At 60.2% G+C, this 21680-nt stretch carries 17 protein-coding genes; 15 read left to right on the top strand and 2 right to left on the bottom strand.

From position 1 onward, the window contains the following. Positions 1 to 74 precede the first annotated feature (74 nt). The 15 genes from CKW32_RS07150 to nuoN all read left to right on the top strand — a co-directional run bounded on the left by CKW32_RS07150 (position 75) and on the right by nuoN (position 18233). Positions 75 to 812 (top strand): secretin N-terminal domain-containing protein, encoded by a 738-nt coding sequence (locus CKW32_RS07150; RefSeq protein ID WP_095184440.1) that lies wholly within the window; start codon positions 75 to 77, stop codon positions 810 to 812. Positions 813 to 1297: 485 nt separating this feature from the next. Continuing rightward, positions 1298 to 2623, top strand: a complete 1326-nt coding sequence (gene aceA, locus CKW32_RS07145) for an isocitrate lyase (RefSeq protein ID WP_010458877.1) — start codon at positions 1298 to 1300, stop codon at positions 2621 to 2623. Positions 2624 to 3279: 656 nt separating this feature from the next. Beyond that, positions 3280 to 3693 carry an NADH-quinone oxidoreductase subunit A gene (locus CKW32_RS07140; protein ID WP_003219575.1) on the top strand — a complete coding sequence of 138 codons (414 nt, stop codon included), beginning with the start codon at positions 3280 to 3282 and terminating at the stop codon, positions 3691 to 3693. Positions 3694 to 3703: 10 nt separating this feature from the next. Then, on the top strand, positions 3704 to 4378 hold the full coding sequence (locus CKW32_RS07135) for an NADH-quinone oxidoreductase subunit B family protein (protein ID WP_003174719.1): 675 nt from the start codon (positions 3704 to 3706) through the stop codon (positions 4376 to 4378). Between the two features lie 71 nt (positions 4379 to 4449). After that, positions 4450 to 6234: an NADH-quinone oxidoreductase subunit C/D gene (nuoC, locus tag CKW32_RS07130; protein ID WP_095184439.1), complete on the top strand. Its 1785-nt coding sequence runs from the start codon at positions 4450 to 4452 to the stop codon at positions 6232 to 6234. A gap of 2 nt (positions 6235 to 6236) precedes the next feature. Continuing rightward, positions 6237 to 6734: an NADH-quinone oxidoreductase subunit NuoE gene (gene nuoE / locus CKW32_RS07125; protein ID WP_003174721.1), complete on the top strand. Its 498-nt coding sequence runs from the start codon at positions 6237 to 6239 to the stop codon at positions 6732 to 6734. After that, the gene (nuoF, locus tag CKW32_RS07120) at positions 6731 to 8086 is read left to right on the top strand and encodes an NADH-quinone oxidoreductase subunit NuoF (RefSeq protein ID WP_003174722.1); all 1356 of its coding nucleotides are present in this window, start codon (positions 6731 to 6733) and stop codon (positions 8084 to 8086) included. Before nuoE ends, nuoF begins: the two co-directional genes overlap by 4 nt. Before the next feature lie 135 nt (positions 8087 to 8221). Beyond that, on the top strand, positions 8222 to 10936 hold the full coding sequence (gene nuoG / locus CKW32_RS07115) for an NADH-quinone oxidoreductase subunit NuoG (RefSeq protein WP_032889693.1): 2715 nt from the start codon (positions 8222 to 8224) through the stop codon (positions 10934 to 10936). Further along, positions 10933 to 11940, top strand: coding sequence for an NADH-quinone oxidoreductase subunit NuoH (gene nuoH, locus CKW32_RS07110; protein WP_003174724.1), 1008 nt, complete (start codon positions 10933 to 10935; stop codon positions 11938 to 11940). The genes nuoG and nuoH overlap by 4 nt, the downstream gene beginning before the upstream one ends. A gap of 11 nt (positions 11941 to 11951) precedes the next feature. Continuing rightward, complete coding sequence (gene nuoI / locus CKW32_RS07105; protein ID WP_003174725.1) at positions 11952 to 12500, top strand: NADH-quinone oxidoreductase subunit NuoI; 549 nt, start codon at positions 11952 to 11954, stop codon at positions 12498 to 12500. Between the two features lie 9 nt (positions 12501 to 12509). Then, the gene (nuoJ, locus tag CKW32_RS07100) at positions 12510 to 13013 is read left to right on the top strand and encodes an NADH-quinone oxidoreductase subunit J (protein WP_003174726.1); all 504 of its coding nucleotides are present in this window, start codon (positions 12510 to 12512) and stop codon (positions 13011 to 13013) included. Between the two features lie 2 nt (positions 13014 to 13015). Further along, positions 13016 to 13324, top strand: a complete 309-nt coding sequence (nuoK, locus tag CKW32_RS07095; RefSeq protein WP_003174727.1) for an NADH-quinone oxidoreductase subunit NuoK — start codon at positions 13016 to 13018, stop codon at positions 13322 to 13324. Next, complete coding sequence (gene nuoL / locus CKW32_RS07090; RefSeq protein ID WP_095184438.1) at positions 13321 to 15174, top strand: NADH-quinone oxidoreductase subunit L; 1854 nt, start codon at positions 13321 to 13323, stop codon at positions 15172 to 15174. The genes nuoK and nuoL overlap by 4 nt, the downstream gene beginning before the upstream one ends. 55 nt (positions 15175 to 15229) lie before the next feature. Next, the gene (gene nuoM, locus CKW32_RS07085) at positions 15230 to 16762 is read left to right on the top strand and encodes an NADH-quinone oxidoreductase subunit M (RefSeq protein WP_017527174.1); all 1533 of its coding nucleotides are present in this window, start codon (positions 15230 to 15232) and stop codon (positions 16760 to 16762) included. A 7-nt stretch (positions 16763 to 16769) separates the two neighbouring features. Then, positions 16770 to 18233 (top strand): NADH-quinone oxidoreductase subunit NuoN, encoded by a 1464-nt coding sequence (nuoN, locus tag CKW32_RS07080; protein ID WP_003174731.1) that lies wholly within the window; start codon positions 16770 to 16772, stop codon positions 18231 to 18233. A gap of 83 nt (positions 18234 to 18316) precedes the next feature. Here nuoN and tssK read toward each other — a convergent pair whose 3' ends face one another. Together tssK and CKW32_RS07070 are read right to left on the bottom strand one after the other, a co-directional pair. Then, a complete protein-coding gene (gene tssK / locus CKW32_RS07075) occupies positions 18317 to 19663 on the bottom strand; it encodes a type VI secretion system baseplate subunit TssK (RefSeq protein WP_095184437.1) in 1347 nt (448 codons plus the stop codon). A 51-nt stretch (positions 19664 to 19714) separates the two neighbouring features. Beyond that, on the bottom strand, positions 19715 to 21676 hold the full coding sequence (locus CKW32_RS07070; RefSeq protein WP_095184436.1) for a type VI secretion system Vgr family protein: 1962 nt from the start codon (positions 21674 to 21676) through the stop codon (positions 19715 to 19717). Between the last annotated feature and the right edge of the window lie 4 nt (positions 21677 to 21680).

Here is a 21680-nt window from a genome sequence, read left to right as displayed (position 1 = left end):
GCAAGCCCGCTCACTACACCCCAGGCCGACAAACTGGCACTATCAAGCCTAAATGACTCGCAGAGATAACGGACATGTCCCTACGCACCCTGCTCACCGCCCTCATCCTGGCCGTCAGTTGCTCGGCAATGGCCGACACCGAAGTCGTCAACCTGAACAACCGCACCAGCGCCGATCTATTGCCGGTGGCGCAGAATTTTATCGGCAAGGACGGCACCGTCAGCGCCTACGGCAACCAACTTATTGTTAACGCCGATCCCGGCAAGCTCCAGGACCTGCGCGCACTGATTGCACAACTGGACACACCGGCCAAGCGCCTGCTGATTACTGTAGACACGAACGAAAACAACCAACAGAACAGTGGCGATAGCCAAACCCGCATCATCAACTACGGCACTGCCAGTCGCGACGGCGGCATCCAGCAGATCCAGGCCAGCGAAGGCGTGCCTGCGCTAATCCAGGTCGGCCAGAGCGTGCCACTGACCACCACCCAACCAGACGCCTACGGCCGCCCGCAGAACCAGACCCAATACCGCAACGTCACCCAGGGCTTCTACGTCACTGCCAGCGTCACCGGCGAGACCGTGCATCTGGCGATCAGTACCAACCGTGACCGCATGAGCCAGGAACGTCCCGATGTAGTGAATGTGCAAAGTACCGACACAACCGTCAGCGGGCGTCTTGGCGAATGGATCCCCCTGGCCGGCATCAACCGTGAAACCCAAGCCGATAAATCCTCTACAACCCGCAGCTACTCTACCCAGGGCCGTGATGACCTGACGTTGCGGGTCAAGGTCGACACCCTGAACTGAAGCACCAAAAACTGACTGATGAGTCGTATTAGACTAAAGATGTAGTGCTATAAAAAAAGCACTACAAAACATTTGACGATCCAAAAAAGCATGGGCATGATGGCCTCGCTCCCGCTAATCAGGGGCCCTGGCAAGGGCCTTCGGATCGTCGCTCTAAGCTACCCACCTGAGCCGATTCGTGTCTGTACCGCCCACAAGGTGTGTTTGACGAGGTTGCGACTGGAACGAAGTTGTCCCGAGGGACGGAAGCTAACCAGGTAACCCGGCAACATGCTGCAGAATACCCAAGGGCCCACGATGCCCGAAGACCGTTCTCGGCCAGCCTTTACCTGCCCCCTCTCGATCATCGTTCATCCCGTCGCCTTCCCCGTCGAACCTGACTTGACCACCTATGCTTCTGGTCAGCGAGCAGCCATACCCCGCAACGATTGCGCGGCTGGCAAATGGATCTTTCCACCTAGACCTATGCGACGAGGTTTTTCCCCATGGCACTGACACGCGAACAGCAAATTGCAGCCCTTGAAAAAGATTGGGCTGAAAACCCACGCTGGAAAGGCGTAACCCGCGCTTATTCCGCTGCTGACGTCGTCCGCCTGCGTGGCTCGGTTCAACCTGAGCACACCTTTGCAAAACTCGGCGCCGAGAAGCTGTGGAACCTGGTCACCCAAGGTGCCAAGCCTTCCTTCCGCCCCGACAAAGATTTCGTCAACTGCATGGGCGCCCTCACTGGCGGCCAAGCAGTCCAACAGGTAAAAGCCGGCATCCAGGCGATCTACCTGTCCGGCTGGCAAGTGGCAGCGGACAACAACTCCGCTGAATCCATGTACCCCGACCAATCGCTGTACCCGGTTGATTCCGTGCCGACCGTAGTTAAGCGCATCAACAACTCGTTCCGTCGTGCTGACCAGATCCAGTGGAAAGCTGGCAAAGGCCCAGGCGATGAAGGCTACATCGACTACTTCGCGCCAATCGTAGCTGACGCCGAAGCCGGCTTCGGCGGCGTACTGAACGCCTATGAGCTGATGAAGAGCATGATCGAAGCAGGCGCCGCGGGCGTTCACTTCGAAGACCAACTGGCTTCCGTGAAGAAATGCGGCCATATGGGCGGCAAGGTACTGGTTCCGACCCAAGAAGCTGTACAGAAGCTGACCGCTGCCCGTCTGGCGGCTGACGTTGCCGGCACACCGACCATCATCCTGGCCCGTACCGACGCCAACGCAGCAGACCTGCTGACCTCGGACTGCGACCCGTACGACCAACCATTCGTTACCGGCGAACGCACCCAGGAAGGTTTCTACAAGGTACGCGCCGGCCTCGACCAGGCCATCGCCCGCGGTCTGGCCTACGCACCGTATGCCGACCTGATCTGGTGCGAAACCGCCAAACCGGATCTGGACGAAGCGCGTCGTTTCGCCGAAGCGATCAAGAAGGAATACCCGGACCAACTGCTGTCCTACAACTGCTCGCCTTCTTTCAACTGGAAGAAGAACCTGGACGACGCGACCATCGCCAAGTTCCAGCGCGAACTGTCCGCCATGGGCTACAAGCACCAGTTCATCACCCTGGCCGGCATTCACAACATGTGGCACAGCATGTTCAACCTGGCGCACGACTACGCCCGCAACGACATGACCGCCTACGTGAAGCTGCAGGAGCAGGAATTCGCTGACGCCTCCAAAGGCTACACCTTTGTGGCGCACCAGCAGGAAGTGGGTACTGGCTACTTCGATGACATGACCACCGTGATCCAGGGCGGCACCTCGTCCGTGACCGCGCTGACCGGGTCGACTGAAGAAGAGCAGTTCCACTGATCGATGTGAGTACACAGCCACTGCGGACCCGTTAAAGAGCTAACCGCAGTGCTGCACGACAATCACCCCCCGACTGGTTCGGGGCGTTTTTTTGCCTCAGATATCTGCCCCGGGCCAATGAGAATCCAACTGTGGGAGGGGGCTTGCCCCCGATAACGGTGGATCAGCAACAGCGTTATTGACTGACACTCAGCCATCGAGGGCAAGCCCCCTCCCACAAGGGAACGCACGCAACCTGAAGATTTTGTACAAAACCTTGATCCAGAGCGGTATTCGCTGCGGATAAATCGGTTAAAAGATCCGCTCCGGCAACTTGCGCCAATCAAACAAGTAACGGCAACTTACCCCGCCACATGAGAAACAATCGCTTAAACCCCGCGCAAACAATATTCATTATCATTTATACCATGAAAACTTCGTTACTGGTTAAACAAAACATAATTGATCAAATGCCCGCTAATCCCCGCCCCGCAAGGGCTACAGCCCCAAGAAGGTGCACTATGTCCTTATTCCATCGAATAATTTCGCTATAGGAATTTTACTTGCCCGGTGTTTAGCCATAAAATCACCGCGATTGACTGCGCTGCGACATATCGTCACTGCATCATTACTTTTTCGAGCTCAGAGACCTTTGCTCTCTGTTAAGGATTTCCAGCATGACCGAAGCGACAGGACTCATGGCCCACAACTGGGGCTTTGCCATTTTCCTCCTCGGTGTTGTCGGCCTTTGCGCCTTCATGCTCGGTGTTTCCAGCCTCCTCGGGTCAAAAGCCTGGGGCCGCAGCAAAAACGAACCGTTCGAGTCGGGCATGCTACCTACAGGTGGCGCCCGTCTGCGGCTCTCAGCCAAATTCTATCTGGTCGCGATGCTGTTCGTGATCTTCGATATCGAAGCCCTCTTTCTCTTTGCCTGGTCTGTGTCCGTCCGCGAAAGCGGCTGGACCGGATTCGTCGAAGCTCTCGTTTTCATAGCAATTCTGTTGGCAGGCCTTGTCTACCTATTTCGAGTGGGCGCCCTTGACTGGGCTCCGGAAGCTCGTCGTAAGCGGCAAGCGAAGCTGAAACAATGAGGCTTTGGCGATGCAATACAATCTCACCAGGATCGACCCGGATGCTCCTAACGAGCAGTACCCCATCGGCGAACGGGAAACCGTTTCCGATCCGTTAGAAGACCAAGTCCACAAAAACATCTACATGGGCAAACTCGAAGACGTGCTGAGTGGCGCGGTCAATTGGGGGCGTAAAAACTCCCTGTGGCCGTACAACTTCGGCCTTTCGTGCTGCTACGTGGAAATGACCACCGCCTTCACGGCGCCCCACGACATCGCGCGCTTTGGCGCCGAAGTTATCCGGGCATCACCGCGCCAGGCGGATTTCATGGTTATCGCCGGAACCTGCTTCATCAAGATGGCGCCGATCATTCAGCGTCTCTACGAGCAAATGCTCGAACCGAAGTGGGTTATCTCCATGGGTTCGTGCGCCAACTCCGGTGGCATGTACGACATCTACTCAGTGGTCCAAGGGGTGGATAAGTTCCTGCCCGTGGACGTCTACGTGCCTGGCTGCCCGCCCCGCCCTGAAGCATTTCTGCAAGGCTTGATGCTGTTGCAGGAATCGATTGGCAAGGAGCGTCGTCCGCTTTCCTGGGTCGTCGGCGATCAAGGCGTTTACCGCGCCGAGATGCCCTCGCAAAAGGAACAGCGCCGCGAACAGCGAATCGCAGTCACCAACCTGCGCAGCCCTGACGAAGTCTGATCCAGCCCGCTTCTTTTATAGAACGAACACCTGGCTTCATTCTTTACGTTGACCGAAAGCGATAAAAAACCATGACTACAGGCAGCGCTCTGTACATCCCGCCTTATAAGGCAGACGACCAGGATGTGGTCGTCGAACTCAATAACCGTTTTGGCCCTGACGCCTTCACCGCCCAGGCCACACGTACCGGTATGCCGGTGCTGTGGGTGGCGCGCGCCAAGCTCGTCGAAGTCCTGACCTTCCTGCGTAACTTGCCCAAGCCGTACGTCATGCTTTATGACCTGCATGGCGTGGACGAGCGTCTGCGCACCAAGCGCCAGGGCCTGCCAAGCGGTGCCGATTTCACGGTGTTCTACCATCTGATGTCGCTGGAACGTAACAGCGACGTGATGATCAAGGTTGCCCTCTCCGAGAGCGACCTGAGCGTCCCGACCGTAACCGGTATCTGGCCGAACGCCAGCTGGTACGAGCGTGAAGTGTGGGACATGTTCGGTATCGACTTCCCCGGCCACCCGCACCTGACGCGCATCATGATGCCGCCCACGTGGGAAGGTCACCCGCTGCGCAAGGACTTCCCTGCCCGCGCCACCGAATTCGACCCGTTCAGCCTCAACCTCGCCAAGCAACAGCTTGAAGAAGAGGCTGCGCGCTTCCGTCCGGAAGACTGGGGCATGAAACGCTCCGGCACCAACGAGGACTACATGTTCCTCAACCTGGGCCCGAACCACCCTTCGGCTCACGGTGCCTTCCGTATCATCCTGCAACTGGATGGCGAAGAAATCGTCGACTGCGTGCCGGACATCGGCTACCACCACCGTGGCGCCGAGAAGATGGCCGAGCGTCAGTCGTGGCACAGCTTCATCCCGTACACCGACCGTATCGACTACCTCGGCGGCGTGATGAACAACCTGCCGTACGTGCTCTCGGTCGAGAAGCTGGCCGGCATCAAGGTCCCGGACCGCGTCGACACCATCCGCATCATGATGGCCGAGTTCTTCCGGATCACCAGCCACCTGCTGTTCCTGGGTACCTATATCCAGGACGTCGGCGCCATGACCCCGGTGTTCTTCACATTCACCGACCGTCAGCGCGCCTACAAGGTCATCGAAGCCATCACCGGTTTCCGTCTGCACCCGGCCTGGTACCGCATCGGCGGCGTGGCCCACGACCTGCCGAATGGTTGGGAGCGCCTGGTCAAGGAGTTCATCGACTGGATGCCCAAGCGTCTGGACGAGTACCAAAAAGCCGCGCTCGATAACAGCATCCTCAAGGGCCGTACCATCGGCGTCGCCGCCTACAACACCAAAGAGGCCCTGGAATGGGGCGTCACCGGTGCAGGCCTGCGCTCGACTGGCTGCGACTTCGACCTGCGTAAAGCGCGCCCATACTCCGGCTACGAGAACTTCGAGTTCGAAGTGCCGGTGGCCGCCAATGGCGATGCCTACGACCGTTGCATCGTGCGCGTAGAAGAAATGCGCCAGAGCCTGAAGATCATCGAACAGTGCATGCGCAACATGCCGGCCGGCCCGTACAAGGCGGATCACCCGCTGACCACGCCGCCGCCCAAAGAACGCACGCTGCAGCACATCGAAACCCTGATCACGCACTTCCTGCAGGTTTCGTGGGGCCCGGTCATGCCGGCCAACGAATCCTTCCAGATGATCGAAGCGACCAAGGGTATCAACAGTTATTACCTGACGAGCGATGGCGGCACCATGAGCTACCGCACCCGGATTCGTACTCCAAGCTTCCCGCACTTGCAGCAGATCCCTTCGGTGATCAAAGGCGAGATGGTCGCGGACTTGATTGCGTACCTGGGTAGTATCGATTTCGTTATGGCCGACGTGGACCGCTAAGCATGAACAGCACGCTTATCCAGACAGACCGTTTCACCCTGAGTGAAACCGAGCGCTCGGCCATCGAGCACGAGCTGCATCACTATGAAGACCCGCGCGCGGCGTCGATCGAAGCCCTGAAGATCGTTCAGAAGGAACGTGGCTGGGTGCCGGACGGCGCCCTCTACGCCATCGGCGAGATTCTCGGCATCCCTGCCAGCGATGTTGAAGGCGTGGCTACGTTCTACAGCCAGATCTTCCGCCAACCGGTGGGCCGTCACATCATTCGCGTGTGCGACAGCATGGTCTGCTACATCGGTGGTCACGAATCCGTGGTCAGCGAGATCCAGAACAAACTGGGCATCGGCCTGGGCCAAACCACTCCGGACGGCCGCTTCACGCTGCTGCCGGTGTGCTGCCTGGGCAACTGCGACAAGGCGCCGGCGTTGATGATCGACGACGACACATTCGGTGACGTGCAGCCTGCTGGCGTGACCCAATTGCTTGAGGGCTACCCATGACCCTTACATCTTTCGGCCCCGCCAACCTGATCAAGCGTTCGCCTGAGACCCATCCTCTCACCTGGCGCCTGCGTGACGATGCCGAGCCGGTATGGCTCGACGAGTACCAGGCCAAGAACGGCTACGCCGCTGCGCGCAAAGCTTTTGCCGACATGGCACAGGACGACATCGTCCAGACCGTGAAAGACGCCGGCCTCAAAGGCCGCGGCGGTGCAGGCTTCCCCACGGGCGTGAAGTGGGGCCTGATGCCCAAGGACGAGTCCATTAATATCCGCTACCTGCTGTGCAACGCGGATGAAATGGAGCCGAACACCTGGAAAGACCGCATGCTGATGGAGCAACTGCCCCATTTGCTGATCGAAGGCATGCTGATCAGTGCCCGCGCGCTAAAAACCTACCGTGGCTATATCTTCCTGCGTGGCGAATACACCACCGCCGCCAAGCACCTCAACCGTGCCGTAGAAGAAGCCAAGGCTGCTGGCCTGTTGGGCAAGAACATCCTGGGTTCCGGCTTTGATTTCGAACTGTTCGTGCACACCGGCGCCGGGCGTTACATCTGCGGTGAAGAAACCGCACTGATCAACTCCCTCGAAGGGCGCCGCGCCAACCCGCGCTCCAAGCCACCCTTCCCCGCCGCCGTGGGCGTATGGGGCAAGCCGACCTGCGTCAACAACGTTGAGACCCTGTGCAACGTGCCGGCGATCATCGCCGACGGCGTGGACTGGTACAAATCGTTGGCCCGTGAAGGCAGCGAAGACATGGGCACCAAGCTCATGGGCTTCTCCGGCAAGGTCAAGAATCCTGGCTTGTGGGAGCTGCCATTCGGCGTTACCGCACGCGAGCTTTTCGAGGACTACGCCGGCGGCATGCGCGACGGCTACACCTTGAAGGCCTGGCAGCCAGGCGGCGCTGGCACCGGTTTCCTGTTGCCCGAGCACCTCGACGCACAAATGTATGCCGGCGGCATCGGCAAGGTGGGCACCCGGATGGGTACTGGCCTGGCGATGGCGGTGGACAACACCGTGAACATGGTCTCGCTGCTGCGCAACATGGAGCAGTTCTTTGCCCGTGAATCCTGTGGCTTCTGCACCCCATGCCGCGACGGTCTGCCGTGGAGCGTCAAGCTGCTGATGGCCCTGGAAAATGGCGAAGGCCGTGAGGGTGACATCGAGACCCTGTTGGGTCTGGTCGGTTTCCTCGGCCCAGGCAAGACCTTCTGTGCTCACGCACCGGGCGCCGTGGAGCCATTGGGCAGCGCAATCAAATACTTCCGCTCGGAGTTCGAAGCCGGTATTGCGCCTACCAGCGCCGCCGTCCCGCCTCTGGCAAGGCCGATCGTAGTCGGCGCGTAACGCTTTAAAAGGCGAAGGGTCCGTGCCCTTCGTCTTCTCATGGGCTGACGCCGTAAAGGCTGTGTTGATGCCCATGAATAACAAGATTCCATTAGCCACGCCCGCTGACAACGGGCCAACGAAGAACTTTGAACCATGGCCACTATCCACGTAGACGGCAAAGCGCTCGAAGTCGATGGGGCGGACAACCTGTTACAGGCATGTCTGTCACTAGGCCTCGACATCCCGTATTTCTGCTGGCACCCCGCACTCGGTAGCGTCGGTGCCTGTCGCCAGTGTGCGGTCAAGCAATACACCGACGAGAACGACACCCGTGGTCGTATCGTCATGTCCTGCATGACCCCAGCCACCGACAACACCTGGATCTCCATCGAAGATGAAGAATCCAAGGCGTTCCGCGCCAGCGTTGTCGAATGGCTGATGACCAACCACCCCCACGACTGCCCAGTCTGTGAGGAAGGCGGTCACTGCCACTTGCAAGACATGACGGTGATGACCGGCCACAACGAGCGCCGTTATCGCTTCACCAAGCGTACCCACCAGAACCAGGACCTCGGCCCATTCATTTCCCACGAGATGAACCGCTGCATCGCCTGCTACCGGTGCGTACGTTTCTATAAAGACTACGCTGGCGGCACCGACCTTGGTGTCTTCGGCGCCCACGACAACGTGTACTTCGGTCGCGTTGAAGACGGCGTGCTCGAAAGCGAGTTCTCCGGCAACCTCACTGAGGTCTGCCCGACCGGTGTGTTCACCGACAAGACCCACTCCGAGCGCTACAACCGTAAGTGGGACATGCAATTCGCCCCGAGCATCTGCCACGGCTGCTCCAGCGGTTGCAACATTTCCCCGGGCGAACGCTACGGCGAACTGCGTCGTATCGAAAACCGCTTCAACGGTTCGGTCAACCAGTACTTCCTGTGCGACCGTGGCCGTTTCGGCTATGGCTACGTCAACCGCAAGGATCGCCCGCGCCAACCACTGCTGGCCGACGGCACTAAGCTGAGCCTGGACGACGCGCTGGATAAAGCCGCCGACCTGCTGCGCGGCCGTAATATCGTCGGTATCGGTTCGCCTCGCGCCAGCCTCGAAAGCAACTACGCGTTGCGCGAACTGGTCGGTGCCGAGCACTTCTACTCCGGCATCGAAGCTGGTGAGCTGGAACGCATCCGTCTGGTCCTGCAAGTGCTGAACGACAGCCCGCTGCCAGTGCCGAACATGCGCGACATCGAAGACCACGATGCCATCTTCGTGCTCGGTGAAGACCTGACCCAGACCGCCGCGCGTATCGCGCTGTCCCTGCGTCAGTCGGTCAAAGGCAAGGCTGAAGAGATGGCCGACGCCATGCGCGTACAGCCGTGGCTGGACGCTGCGGTGAAAAACATTGGCCAGCACGCGCTGAACCCGCTGTTTATCGCCAGCATCGCTGAAACCAAGCTCGACGACATCGCCGAAGAATGCGTCCACGCTGCACCGGACGACCTCGCCCGCATCGGTTTCGCCGTGGCCCACGCCCTGGACGCCAGCGCGCCTGCCGTCGAAGGCCTGGACACTGAAGCCGTCGAACTGGCCCAACGCATTGCCGACGCCCTGCTGGCAGCCAAGCGTCCATTGATCATTGCCGGTACCTCGCTGGGTTCCAAAGCATTGATCGAAGCCGCCGCCAACATCGCCAAGGCCTTAAAGCTGCGCGACAAGAACGGCTCCATCAGCCTGGTCGTGCCGGAAGCCAACAGCCTTGGCTTGGCCATGCTGGGTGGTGAGTCCCTGGACGCTGGCCTGCAAGCCGTGATCGACGGCAACGCCGACGCCATGGTGGTGCTGGAAAACGACCTGTACACACGCACCGACGCCGCCAAGGTTGACGCTGCACTGAACGCCGCCAAAGTTCTGATCGTGGCCGACCACCAGAAGACCGCCACCAGCGACCGCGCTCAGTTGGTATTGCCAGCGGCGAGCTTTGCCGAAGGCGACGGTACCCTGGTCAGCCAGGAAGGCCGCGCCCAGCGCTTCTTCCAGGTATTCGATCCGAAGTACATGGACGCCAGCATCCTGGTTCACGAAGGCTGGCGCTGGCTGCATGCCCTGCGCGCGACCCTGTTGAACCAGCCGATCGATTGGACCCAACTGGACCACGTGACCGCAGCCGTCGCCGGCAGCACACCGCAGCTTGCGCGTATCGTCGATGCCGCACCGTCCGCCGCGTTCCGCATCAAGGGCATGAAATTGGCCCGTGAACCGCTGCGTTACTCCGGTCGTACCGCCATGCGCGCCGACATCAGCGTGCACGAACCGCGTACCCCACAAGACAACGACACCGCGTTCGCCTTCTCCATGGAAGGTTACTCGGGGTCAGTCGAGCCGCGTCAGCAGGTGCCGTTTGCCTGGTCGCCGGGCTGGAACTCGCCACAAGCCTGGAACAAGTTCCAGGACGAAGTCGGTGGTCACATCCGCGCTGGCGACCCAGGCACCCGCCTGATCGAAAGCACCGGTGACTCGCTGAACTGGTTCGCAGCAGTACCGCGCCCGTTCAACCCGGCCCAGGGCACTTGGCAAGTTGTGCCGTTCTTCCACCTGTTCGGCAGCGAAGAGAACTCTTCCAAGGCCGCGCCGGTGCAAAGCCGCATCCCAGAAGCGTACGTGTCCGTGGCCAAGTCCGAAGCCGACCGTCTCGGCGTCAACGACGGTGCCGTGCTCAGCCTGAACGTGGCCGGCCAGACTCTGCGTCTGCCGCTGCGTATCAACGAAGCGTTGGGCGCTGGCCTGGTTGCACTGCCTAAAGGCCTTGCCGGCATTCCGCCTGCGATCTTTGGCAAAACCGTTGACGGTCTGCAGGAGGCAGCGCAATGACCTGGTTCACCCCTGAAGTGATCGACGTGATCATCTCGGTCGTCAAGGCCATCGTGATCCTGTTGGCCGTGGTCGTTGCGGGCGCCCTGCTCAGCTTCGTCGAACGTCGCCTGCTGGGCTGGTGGCAGGACCGTTACGGTCCGAACCGCGTTGGCCCATTCGGCATGTTCCAGATCGCTGCCGACATGCTGAAAATGTTCTTCAAGGAAGACTGGACCCCACCGTTTGCCGACAAGGTGATCTTCACCCTGGCACCGGTCGTGGCCATGAGCGCCTTGCTGATTGCCTTCGCGATCATCCCGATCACCCCGACCTGGGGCGTGGCGGACCTGAACATCGGCTTGCTGTTCTTCTTCGCCATGGCCGGTCTGTCGGTCTACGCGGTGTTGTTCGCCGGTTGGTCGAGTAACAACAAGTTCGCCCTGCTGGGCAGCTTGCGTGCCTCGGCCCAGACCGTGTCCTACGAAGTGTTCATGGGCCTGGCGCTGATGGGCATCGTGGTGCAGGTCGGCTCGTTCAACATGCGCGACATCGTCGAGTACCAGGCGCAGAACCTGTGGTTCATCATTCCGCAGTTCTTCGGCTTCTGTACTTTCTTCATCGCTGGCGTCGCCGTGACTCACCGTCACCCGTTCGACCAGCCTGAAGCAGAACAGGAACTGGCCGACGGTTACCACATTGAATATGCCGGCATGAAATGGGGCATGTTCTTCGTCGGTGAGTACATCGGCATCATCTTGATCTCTGCCCTGCTGGTGACGCTGTTCTTCGGCGGCTGGCACGGTCCGTTCGGCATCCTGCCGCAGTTGGCGTTCTTCTGGTTCTTCCTGAAGACCGCGTTCTTCATCATGTTGTTTATCCTGCTGCGCGCTTCCATTCCGCGTCCACGATACGACCAGGTGATGGATTTCAGCTGGCGCTTCTGCCTGCCACTGACCCTGATCAATTTGCTGGTGACTGCTGCCGTTGTGTTGTTGAACACGCCAGCGGCCGCGGTTCAGTGAGGATTTGACCCATGTTCAAATATATTGGCGACATCGTTAAGGGTACCGGTACCCAGTTGCGAAGCCTGGTGATGGTATTCGGTCACGGTTTCCGCAAACGCGACACCCTGCAATACCCGGAAGAAGCGGTGTACCTGCCGCCGCGCTATCGCGGCCGTATCGTGCTGACCCGCGACCCCGATGGCGAAGAGCGTTGCGTAGCCTGCAACCTGTGCGCCGTAGCGTGCCCGGTGGGTTGCATCTCCCTGCAGAAAGCTGAAACCGAAGACGGTCGCTGGTACCCGGACTTCTTCCGTATCAACTTCTCGCGCTGCATTTTCTGCGGCCTTTGCGAGGAAGCTTGCCCGACCACCGCAATCCAGCTGACACCGGATTTCGAGATGGCCGAGTTCAAACGTCAGGACCTGGTGTACGAGAAAGAAGATCTGCTGATCTCTGGTCCCGGTAAAAACCCTGATTACAACTTCTATCGTGTTGCAGGTATGGCCGTTGCCGGTAAGCCGAAAGGCGCCGCACAAAACGAAGCCGAGCCGATCAACGTGAAGAGCTTGCTGCCTTAAGGAAGAAAGATGGAATTCGCTTTCTATTTCGCATCGGGTATTGCAGTGGTGTCCACGCTTCGTGTGATCACCAACACTAACCCCGTGCACGCCCTGCTCTACCTGATCATTTCGCTGATCGCCGTGGCCATGACGTTCTTCAGCCTCGGCGCACCGTTCGCCGGTGTGCTCGAAGTGATCGCCTACGCCGGCGCCATCATGGTGCTGTTCGTGTTTGTGGTGATGATGCTCAACCTGGGGCCGGCTTCGGTCGCCCAGGAACGCGTCTGGCTCAAGCCCGGCATCTGGCTCGGCCCGGTTGTCCTCGCAGCGCTGCTGCTGGGTGAACTGCTGTATGTGCTGTTCGCTCACCAGAGCGGCCAGGCCATCGGCCACACCACCGTAGACGCGAAAGCCGTGGGCATCAGCCTGTTCGGTCCGTACCTGCTGGTGGTCGAACTGGCTTCGATGCTGCTGCTCGCGGCAGCCATCACCGCCTTCCACTTGGGCCGCAACGAAGCCAAGGAGCAATGACGATGCCTGCTATCCCTTTGGAGCATGGTCTGGCGGTCGCCGGCATCCTGTTCTGCCTTGGCCTGGTCGGCCTGATGGTTCGCCGTAACATTCTGTTCGTGTTGATGAGCCTGGAAATCATGATGAACGCTGCGGCACTGGCGTTCATCGTTGCAGGTGCACGTTGGGGCCAGCCCGATGGACAAGTCATGTTCATCCTGGTGATCAGCCTGGCAGCCGCCGAGGCCAGTATCGGCCTGGCGATCCTGCTGCAACTGTATCGTCGCTTCCACACGCTTGATATCGACGCTGCCAGTGAGATGCGCGGATGAACATGATCTTTCTGACTTTCGTATTTCCCCTGATCGGTTTCCTGCTGCTGTCGTTCTCCCGTGGACGCTGGTCGGAAAACCTCTCGGCCCTGATCGGCGTGGGTTCCATTGGCCTGTCGGCCATCGTGACCGCCTACGTCATCTGGCAATTCAACGTAGCGCCGCCGGAAGGCGGTCACTACACCCTGGTGCTGTGGCAGTGGATGTCGGTGGAAGGCTTCAAGCCTAACTTCGCCCTCTACGTCGACGGCCTGTCGATCACCATGCTCGGCGTGGTCGTCGGCGTGGGCTTCCTGATCCACCTGTTCGCGTCCTGGTACATGCGCGGTGAAGCGGGCTACTCGCGCTTCTTCTCGTACACCAACCTGTTTATCGCCAGCATGCTGTTCCTGGTGCTCGGCGATAACCTGTTGTTCCTGTACTTCGGCTGGGAAGGCGTGGGCCTGTGTTCGTACCTGTTGATCGGTTTCTACTACAGCAACCGCAACAACGGTAACGCGGCACTCAAGGCATTTATCGTCACCCGGATCGGCGACGTGTTCATGGCCATCGGCCTGTTCATCCTGTTCCAACAGGTGGGCACGCTGAACATCCAGGAACTGCTGGTGCTGGCACCACAGAAATTCCAGGTCGGCGACTTCTGGATCACCCTGGCGACCCTGATGCTGCTGGGTGGCGCCGTGGGTAAATCCGCGCAACTGCCGCTGCAAACCTGGCTGGCGGATGCGATGGCCGGTCCTACCCCAGTGTCGGCACTGATCCACGCCGCTACGATGGTAACTGCGGGTGTCTACCTGATCGCCCGTACCCACGGCCTGTTCACCCTGGCGCCGGACATCCTGCACCTGGTGGGCATCGTCGGCGGCGTGACCCTGGTGCTGGCCGGCTTTGCCGCGCTGGTGCAGACCGACATCAAGCGTATCCTCGCCTACTCGACCATGAGCCAGATCGGCTACATGTTCCTGGCCCTGGGCGTTGGCGCCTGGGACGCGGCGATCTTCCACCTGATGACTCACGCTTTCTTCAAGGCCCTGCTGTTCCTTGCCTCTGGCGCGGTGATCGTTGCCTGCCACCACGAGCAGAACATCTTCAAGATGGGCGGCCTGTGGAAGAAACTGCCGCTGGCCTACGCCAGCTTCATCGTCGGTGGTGCAGCCCTGGCCGCACTGCCACTGGTGACCGCCGGTTTCTACTCGAAAGACGAAATCCTCTGGGAAGCCTTTGCCAGCGGTAACCAGAACCTGCTCTACGCAGGCCTGGTGGGTGCGTTCATGACCTCGCTGTACACCTTCCGCCTGATCTTCATCACGTTCCACGGTGAAGCCAAGACCGAAGCGCACGCAGGTCACGGCATCTCCCACTGGTTGCCACTGTCGGTGCTGATCGTGCTGTCGACCTTCGTCGGCGCCCTGATCACCCCGCCCCTGGCCGGTGTACTGCCGGAAAGCGCCGGCCATGCCGGTGGCGCCGCCAAGCACAGCCTGGAAATCGCCTCGGGTGCCATTGCCATCGCGGGTATCCTGCTGGCCGCGCTGTTGTTCCTCGGCAAGCGTCGCTTCGTGACGGCCGTGGCCAACAGTGGCATTGGCCGCTTCCTGTCGGCCTGGTGGTTCGCCGCCTGGGGCTTCGACTGGATCTACGACAAACTGTTCGTCAAGCCTTACCTGGCTATCAGCCATGTACTGCGCAAAGACCCGCTCGACCAGACCATCGGTTTGATCCCGCGCGCCGCCAAGGCCGGTCACACCGCCCTGAGCCGCAGCGAGACCGGCCAACTGCGTTGGTATGCAGCGTCCATGGCGGTCGGTGCCGTGCTGGTGATCGGCGCCATCGTTGTCGTGGCGGTCTGACCATGTCTATGTACATTGCGAACTTTGCAAACTTGCGAAAGGAAACGAGCCTGTCATGATTCTGCCCTGGCTAATCCTGATCCCCTTCATCGGCGGCCTGCTCTGCTGGATGGGTGAACGCTTCGGCGCCACCCTCCCCCGCTGGATTGCGTTGCTGACCATGTCCCTGGAACTCGCACTCGGCCTCTGGCTGTGGGCCCACGGTGACTATTCATTCGCTCCGGCACCGGGTGTCGATCCGACTTTCGCGCTTGAATTCAAGCACGTGTGGATCCAGCGCTTCGGCATCAACGTGCACCTGGCCCTCGATGGCCTGTCGCTGTTGATGATCCTGCTGACCGGCCTGCTGGGTATCCTCTCGGTACTCTGCTCCTGGAAAGAGATCCAGCGTCACGTGGGCTTCTTCCACCTGAACCTGATGTGGATCCTGGGCGGCGTTGTCGGCGTGTTCCTCGCCCTCGACCTGTTCATGTTCTTCTTCTTCTGGGAAATGATGCTGGTGCCGATGTACTTCCTCATCGCGCTCTGGGGTCACAGTTCTTCGGACGGCAAGAAAACCCGGATCTACGCGGCGACCAAGTTCTTCATCTTCACCCAGGCTTCCGGCCTGATCATGTTGGTGGCGATCCTGGGTCTGGTACTGGTCAACTTCAACAGCACAGGCGTGATTACGTTCAACTACGCCGACCTGTTGAAAACCAAGATGTCCCTGACCACCGAGTACATCCTGATGCTGGGCTTCTTCATCGCGTTCGCGGTGAAGCTGCCGGTGGTGCCGTTCCACTCCTGGCTGCCTGACGCTCACGCCCAGGCACCGACCGCCGGTTCCGTTGACCTCGCCGGCATCCTGCTGAAAACCGCTGCCTATGGCCTGCTGCGTTTCGCGCTGCCGCTGTTCCCGAACGCCTCGGCGGAGTTCGCGCCGATTGCCATGACCCTGGGTCTGATCGGGATCTTCTACGGTGCGTTCCTGGCGTTCGCGCAAACCGACATCAAGCGTCTGATTGCCTTCTCGTCCGTTTCCCACATGGGCTTCGTACTGATCGGCATCTACTCCGGCAGCCAGCTGGCGTTGCAAGGCGCAGTGATCCAGATGTTGGCGCACGGTGTTTCCGCCGCTGCACTCTTTATCCTGAGTGGCCAGTTGTACGAGCGCCTGCACACCCGTGACATGCGTGAGATGGGCGGCGTGTGGTCGCGCATCGCGTACCTGCCGGCGATCAGCCTGTTCTTTGCCGCTGCCTCGTTGGGCTTGCCGGGTACCGGCAACTTCATCGGCGAGTTCCTGATCCTGATGGGTGCCTTCGTGCAAACGCCTTGGATCAGCGCCATTGCTACTTCCGGCCTGGTATTCGGTTCGGTCTACTCGCTGATCATGATCCACCGCGCCTACTTCGGCCCGGCCAAGTCCGACACCGTCCTGAAAGGGATGGATGCTCGCGAACTGATCATGGTGCTCGGCCTTGCGGTGCTGCTGATCTACATCGGCGTGTACCCGCAACCGTTCCTGGACACTTCTGCCGCAACGATGCATGGCGTGCAGCAGTGGTTCGGCACCGCCTTCTCTCAACTCGCTTCGGCCCGGTAAGAGCGCTATGGAATTCACGATCCAACACTTTATCGCGCTTGCGCCGCTGCTGATTACCAGCCTCACCATCGTGGTGGTGATGCTGGCAATCGCCTGGCGCCGCAATCACTCACAAACGTTCCTGCTGTCCTGTGCCGGTTTGAACCTGGCTTTGCTGTCGATTATCCCGGCACTCAAGGTCGCGCCACTGGCGGTGACCCCGCTGATGATGGTCGATGACTTCGCGCTGCTGTATATCGCGCTGATCCTTGTCGCCACCCTCGCCTGCGTCACCCTCGCCCACGCCTACCTCGGCGAAGGCGGCACCGGCTACCCAGGCAACCGCGAAGAGCTGTACCTGCTGATCCTGCTGGCTGCGGCCGGCGGTATCGTGCTGGTCAGCGCACAGCACCTGGCCGGCTTGTTCATCGGCCTGGAACTGCTGTCGATCCCGACCTACGGCCTGGTGGCATACGCCTTCTTCAACAAGCGCTCCCTGGAAGCCGGCATCAAGTACATGGTGCTGTCGGCGGCCGGTTCCGCGTTCCTGTTGTTCGGTATGGCCCTGCTCTACGCCGAAGCCGGCAGCCTGAGCTTCACCGGTATCGGCCACGCACTGGCTGCCACCAACAGCCCGGCGCCGATTGCCCAACTGGGCCTGGCGATGATGCTGATCGGCCTGGCATTCAAGCTGTCGCTGGTGCCGTTCCACCTGTGGACCCCAGACGTGTACGAAGGCGCCCCGGCGCCGGTGGCTGCGTTCCTGGCTACCGCGTCCAAGGTTGCTGTGTTTGCCGTGATGGTGCGTCTGTTCCAGATCTCGCCTGCTGCCAATACCGGCGTGCTGAGCAACGTGCTGACCGTGATCGCCATCGCGTCGATCCTGTTCGGTAACCTGCTGGCCCTGACCCAGAACAACCTCAAGCGTCTGCTGGGTTACTCGTCCATCGCTCACTTCGGCTACCTGCTGATCGCCCTGGTGGCGAGCAAAGGCCTGGCCGTGGAAGCCATCGGCGTTTACCTGGTCACCTACGTGATCACCAGCCTCGGCGCCTTCGGTGTAATTACGCTGATGTCCTCGCCGTACAAAGGCCGTGACGCTGACGCCCTGTACGAGTATCGCGGCCTGTTCTGGCGCCGCCCGTACCTGACCGCCGTACTGACCGTGATGATGCTGTCCCTGGCCGGTATCCCGCTGACCGCGGGTTTCATCGGCAAGTTCTACATCGTCGCTACCGGTGTCGAAGCCCACGAGTGGTGGCTGGTTGCGTCCCTGGTACTGGGCAGCGCTATCGGCGTGTTCTACTACCTGCGCGTGATGGTCACCCTGTACCTGATCGAGCCAAACCTGCGCCGTGTGGATGCCGAGCTGCATTGGGAACAGAAGGCAGGCGGCGTGATGCTGCTGGCCATCGCCCTGCTCGCGTTCTTCCTGGGCGTGTACCCACAACCGTTGCTCACCCTGGTGCAGCACGCGGTACTGGGCGTTTGATCGCTTAGCGGGATGCAGTAAACAAAACGGCGCCTTCGGGCGCCGTTTTGCGTTTCTGGATGCCCTGTAACAGGGCGTTCACCTCACTCGTTTTGGGCCAAATCGCGGATGGCCCAAAATTGCATATCCAACCCAGGAAACCCGGCGGGTACATGGATCGCAAAACCGCTCGACTGGCTCAACAGTTGCCAATACTCGCTGCTGCGATCAAGTTCGAAATACGTGCAGCCCGCATAGAACGGCAATTGCCGTGGGGCTGCCGGCAAAGGCCGCAGGCCAACACCCGGCAGTTGCAGGTTGACCAGGTCGCGGATTTTCTCCATCGAGCCGATCTTGACCTGGGAGGGGAAACTGCTGCGCACGCTGTCGGCCGCCATTTGAGCCTGAACCACCAGGATGAAGGTGGCCGAGGCCAGTAACGCCCGGTCCGGCAGCACGGCCACACGGATGCCGTATTGGCGCTCTTCCAAGGGAATAGCGATGGCCCGCGTATCCATCACGGTCGAGAGCATCCGACGCAGTTCAAGCATCACCGGAGCAAACGTTTCTGCCAGGGCCGTATGGCGATACACCGGGTAGGCAGGCGTGCGCTTATCGTCGCGGCTAAACGTTGCCAGCTCACCGGCCAGGGCCGAGAGGTCGCGATACAGTTGCTCGGGATGCAGGCCGCTCATGGTCGATAAATGGCGCATCAGCGGCAGGCTGCGATTGAGCACCTGCAGTTGCAGGACATCGGCAATGTCCGCTGCACCACTGCCATCGAGCCGGGCCACGCGTGAGGCCGTGGCTTCGCCCCGCTGCTGCACCAGCCCTGCGACCTCATCGACCATCGCCTTGAGGCATTCGGCCGCCCGGATATCCAGACAGGGCGGGCAGTAGCCGCGATCAAGCACCACACAGTTGTCGGCGCGCTTTTCCACCACGTGGGCGATACCCAGTGAGGTGTAGGCATCGGCCACGTCGCCCTCAAAGGCCAGACGCACGCGCAACTTGCCGACACTCATCAGCGCACTGCTGTCCAGTCCATTACTGTCCCAGACTTCGTATTCTGCGCTGCGAAGACGGGCGAAATTTTCGATACTGGGGTTGTCGTCAACCTCCGGGATCCCGGGACGTAAGCTTGGTAACGCCAACACCACGGTCAGGTCGCGCGCATCATCGGGGATGGTCAGAGGCGGCGGCATTTCATCATCGAATGGCAGGCCGACAGGCGTTCCATCCGGGAATATACCGCTGTATGAAAGCAACGATACCTTGCCCAGAGCCAGTTGCTGCGGGTCAATGTCCAACGCCGAAAAGCCCCAGCCATACGCACGCAACGCCGTGACCCGTGCCTCCAGCTGGGTTTGCAGGAAACGGTCATGTTGTTGCAGATGCTGAGGCTGCAACAACATGCCTTCGGACCAAACCACTTTGTGTTTCCAGGACATTAAGTTCTTCCAATATGGGCAACGGTAGAAGCAGACAGACTCGACAACGACTTACTTGCCATCGTCGGCCTCCTTGGGCGGCAGCGGTACACCCGCAGGCCCGGTGGCCGCTGCCAATGCTGCGGCGGTGGCAGCGGTTGCGGCCTGAGGCAAGGGCACAGGCATGGCCGAAGCGAGAATCGAGCCTGGAGAAAAGGTCATAAAGGCCCCACCGACCTTCAAGGTGATGCTCGCGCCGGCTTCGATCACCACGTTCGCGCCGCCCTTGATATGCACATCGGTACCGGCGGTGATACCCGTCTTCATGGCGCCCTCGATAATCATCTCGCTGCCGGCGCTCATCGATACCGCACCGCTGGTTTTTTCATTGCGGTTGCCGTCCACAGAGGAATGACGATCACCGCCGACCTTCTCGCGCAGGTCCTGGTCGATTCTGGAGTGACGGTCGCCGCCTACCCAGTCCAGGGCATCCTTGAGCACTCGCTGGTCGAAGTTTTTCTGGGCGTGCAGGAACACCTGCTCCGAACCCTTCTTGTCCTCGAAGCGCAGTTCGTTGTAGCCACCACCGCCCTTTGAAGAATGGGTCTTGAGTGTCGAGCGGGTGGCATTTTCTGGCAGTGCATAGGGCGGCAGCGATTCCGCGTTATAGACGCTGCCGGTGACCAACGGCTGGTCGGGGTCGCCGTCGAGAAAGCTGACCACCACTTCCTGGCCGATACGCGGGATATGCAGGCTGCCCCAACGCTTGCCGGCCCAGCCCTGGGCTACTCGGACCCAACATGAGCTGTTTTCGTCGCCCTTGCCCTCGCGGTCCCAGTGGAACTGCACCTTGATCCGTCCGTATTTGTCGGTCCAGATGTCTTCGCCCTGTTTGCCCACCACCTTGGCGGTCTGCGGACCGTGCATCCGTGGCTTGGGCGATACGCAAGGTGCTCGAAATGGCTGCTGGTGCGGCATGGCCACGAACTCGCAAGTCAACACGGGCGCGGGCTCGGTCGGTGGCGTCGGCTCATAGGTGTCTAACGACAACGTGTAACGCGCTTCCAGCAGCAAACACTGCGCGTTCTGTTCACTGCGCGGGTGCTCGGCCAAGGTCATCAACGCTCCCGGGAACAGCCCCCGGGCACGAGTGGCACCGCTGATCCGACCGGCGCCGGTCTGTAGCGATTCAATCAAGGTGCGGGCATAGGTTTCGCCCTGTTTGCGCTCGGTGTATCGACCCGGATAGTCGTAACGTTCGTGACGAGACTGCGGGTAGTCACCAGGCATGGCCGACTTGACCATCAGATTGACGCTGGGCTTTTCGAAGTCGAAGTCCTTCAGGGTGTAGCCGCCCGGCGCCACCTCGCCGCTCATGTGCCAGGCGTAGATCACCTCGCTTTCGCGCAGGGCGTGATCCTGGGACGGCATGTAGCGCAGTTGGGCATAGCCCGGCGCCGGCGAATGCGCGCCGCAGGAATCGGCAAGTACCAAGGTATGACGGCCAGCAGCGCTTTTGAAGAAGTAGTAGATACCTTCCTGCTCCATCAGCCGGCTGACAAAGTTGAAATCGCTCTCGCGGTATTGCACGCAATAGTTAAGTGCCGTGTAGTCCGCACTCAGGCCCGAGGTGTCGACATCGGCAATGCTGTAAGGCGCGAACACCTGGTTGAGGATCTGCGGCACGCTCAGGCCCTGGAAAATACGGCAGTCGCTGGCCAGTGTCAGGAACCACAACCACGGCCTCAACACCGCTTTGCACGTGGTATAGCGCCCTTGACGACCGGTTATGGAGAAGTGGCTCACATGCCCGCTGAAGTAACGACTACCGCCCTTGGGCAAGTCCACCGCAATGCTCATCGGCGTAGCGAGCAAGTCGTTGATGTCCAGGTCGGCGCGTTCGCTGTACAGCTCCACCTCGTATTCACTGAGACGAGACAGCCCCTCGAATGCCTGCATGCTGCGAAACAGCAGCACATCGTCGCCGAGCACACTGCTGACCTGAATGTCACGATGCATTTGACTGGTTGCCATAGGG

It is taken from the genome of Pseudomonas sp. Irchel 3H9, from assembly GCF_900187495.1.
GTDB classification, from domain to species: Bacteria; Pseudomonadota; Gammaproteobacteria; order Pseudomonadales; family Pseudomonadaceae; genus Aquipseudomonas; species Aquipseudomonas sivasensis.
The sequence above is the reverse complement of the archived record's forward strand: the minus strand, read 5'-3'. Positions and strand labels throughout refer to the sequence as shown.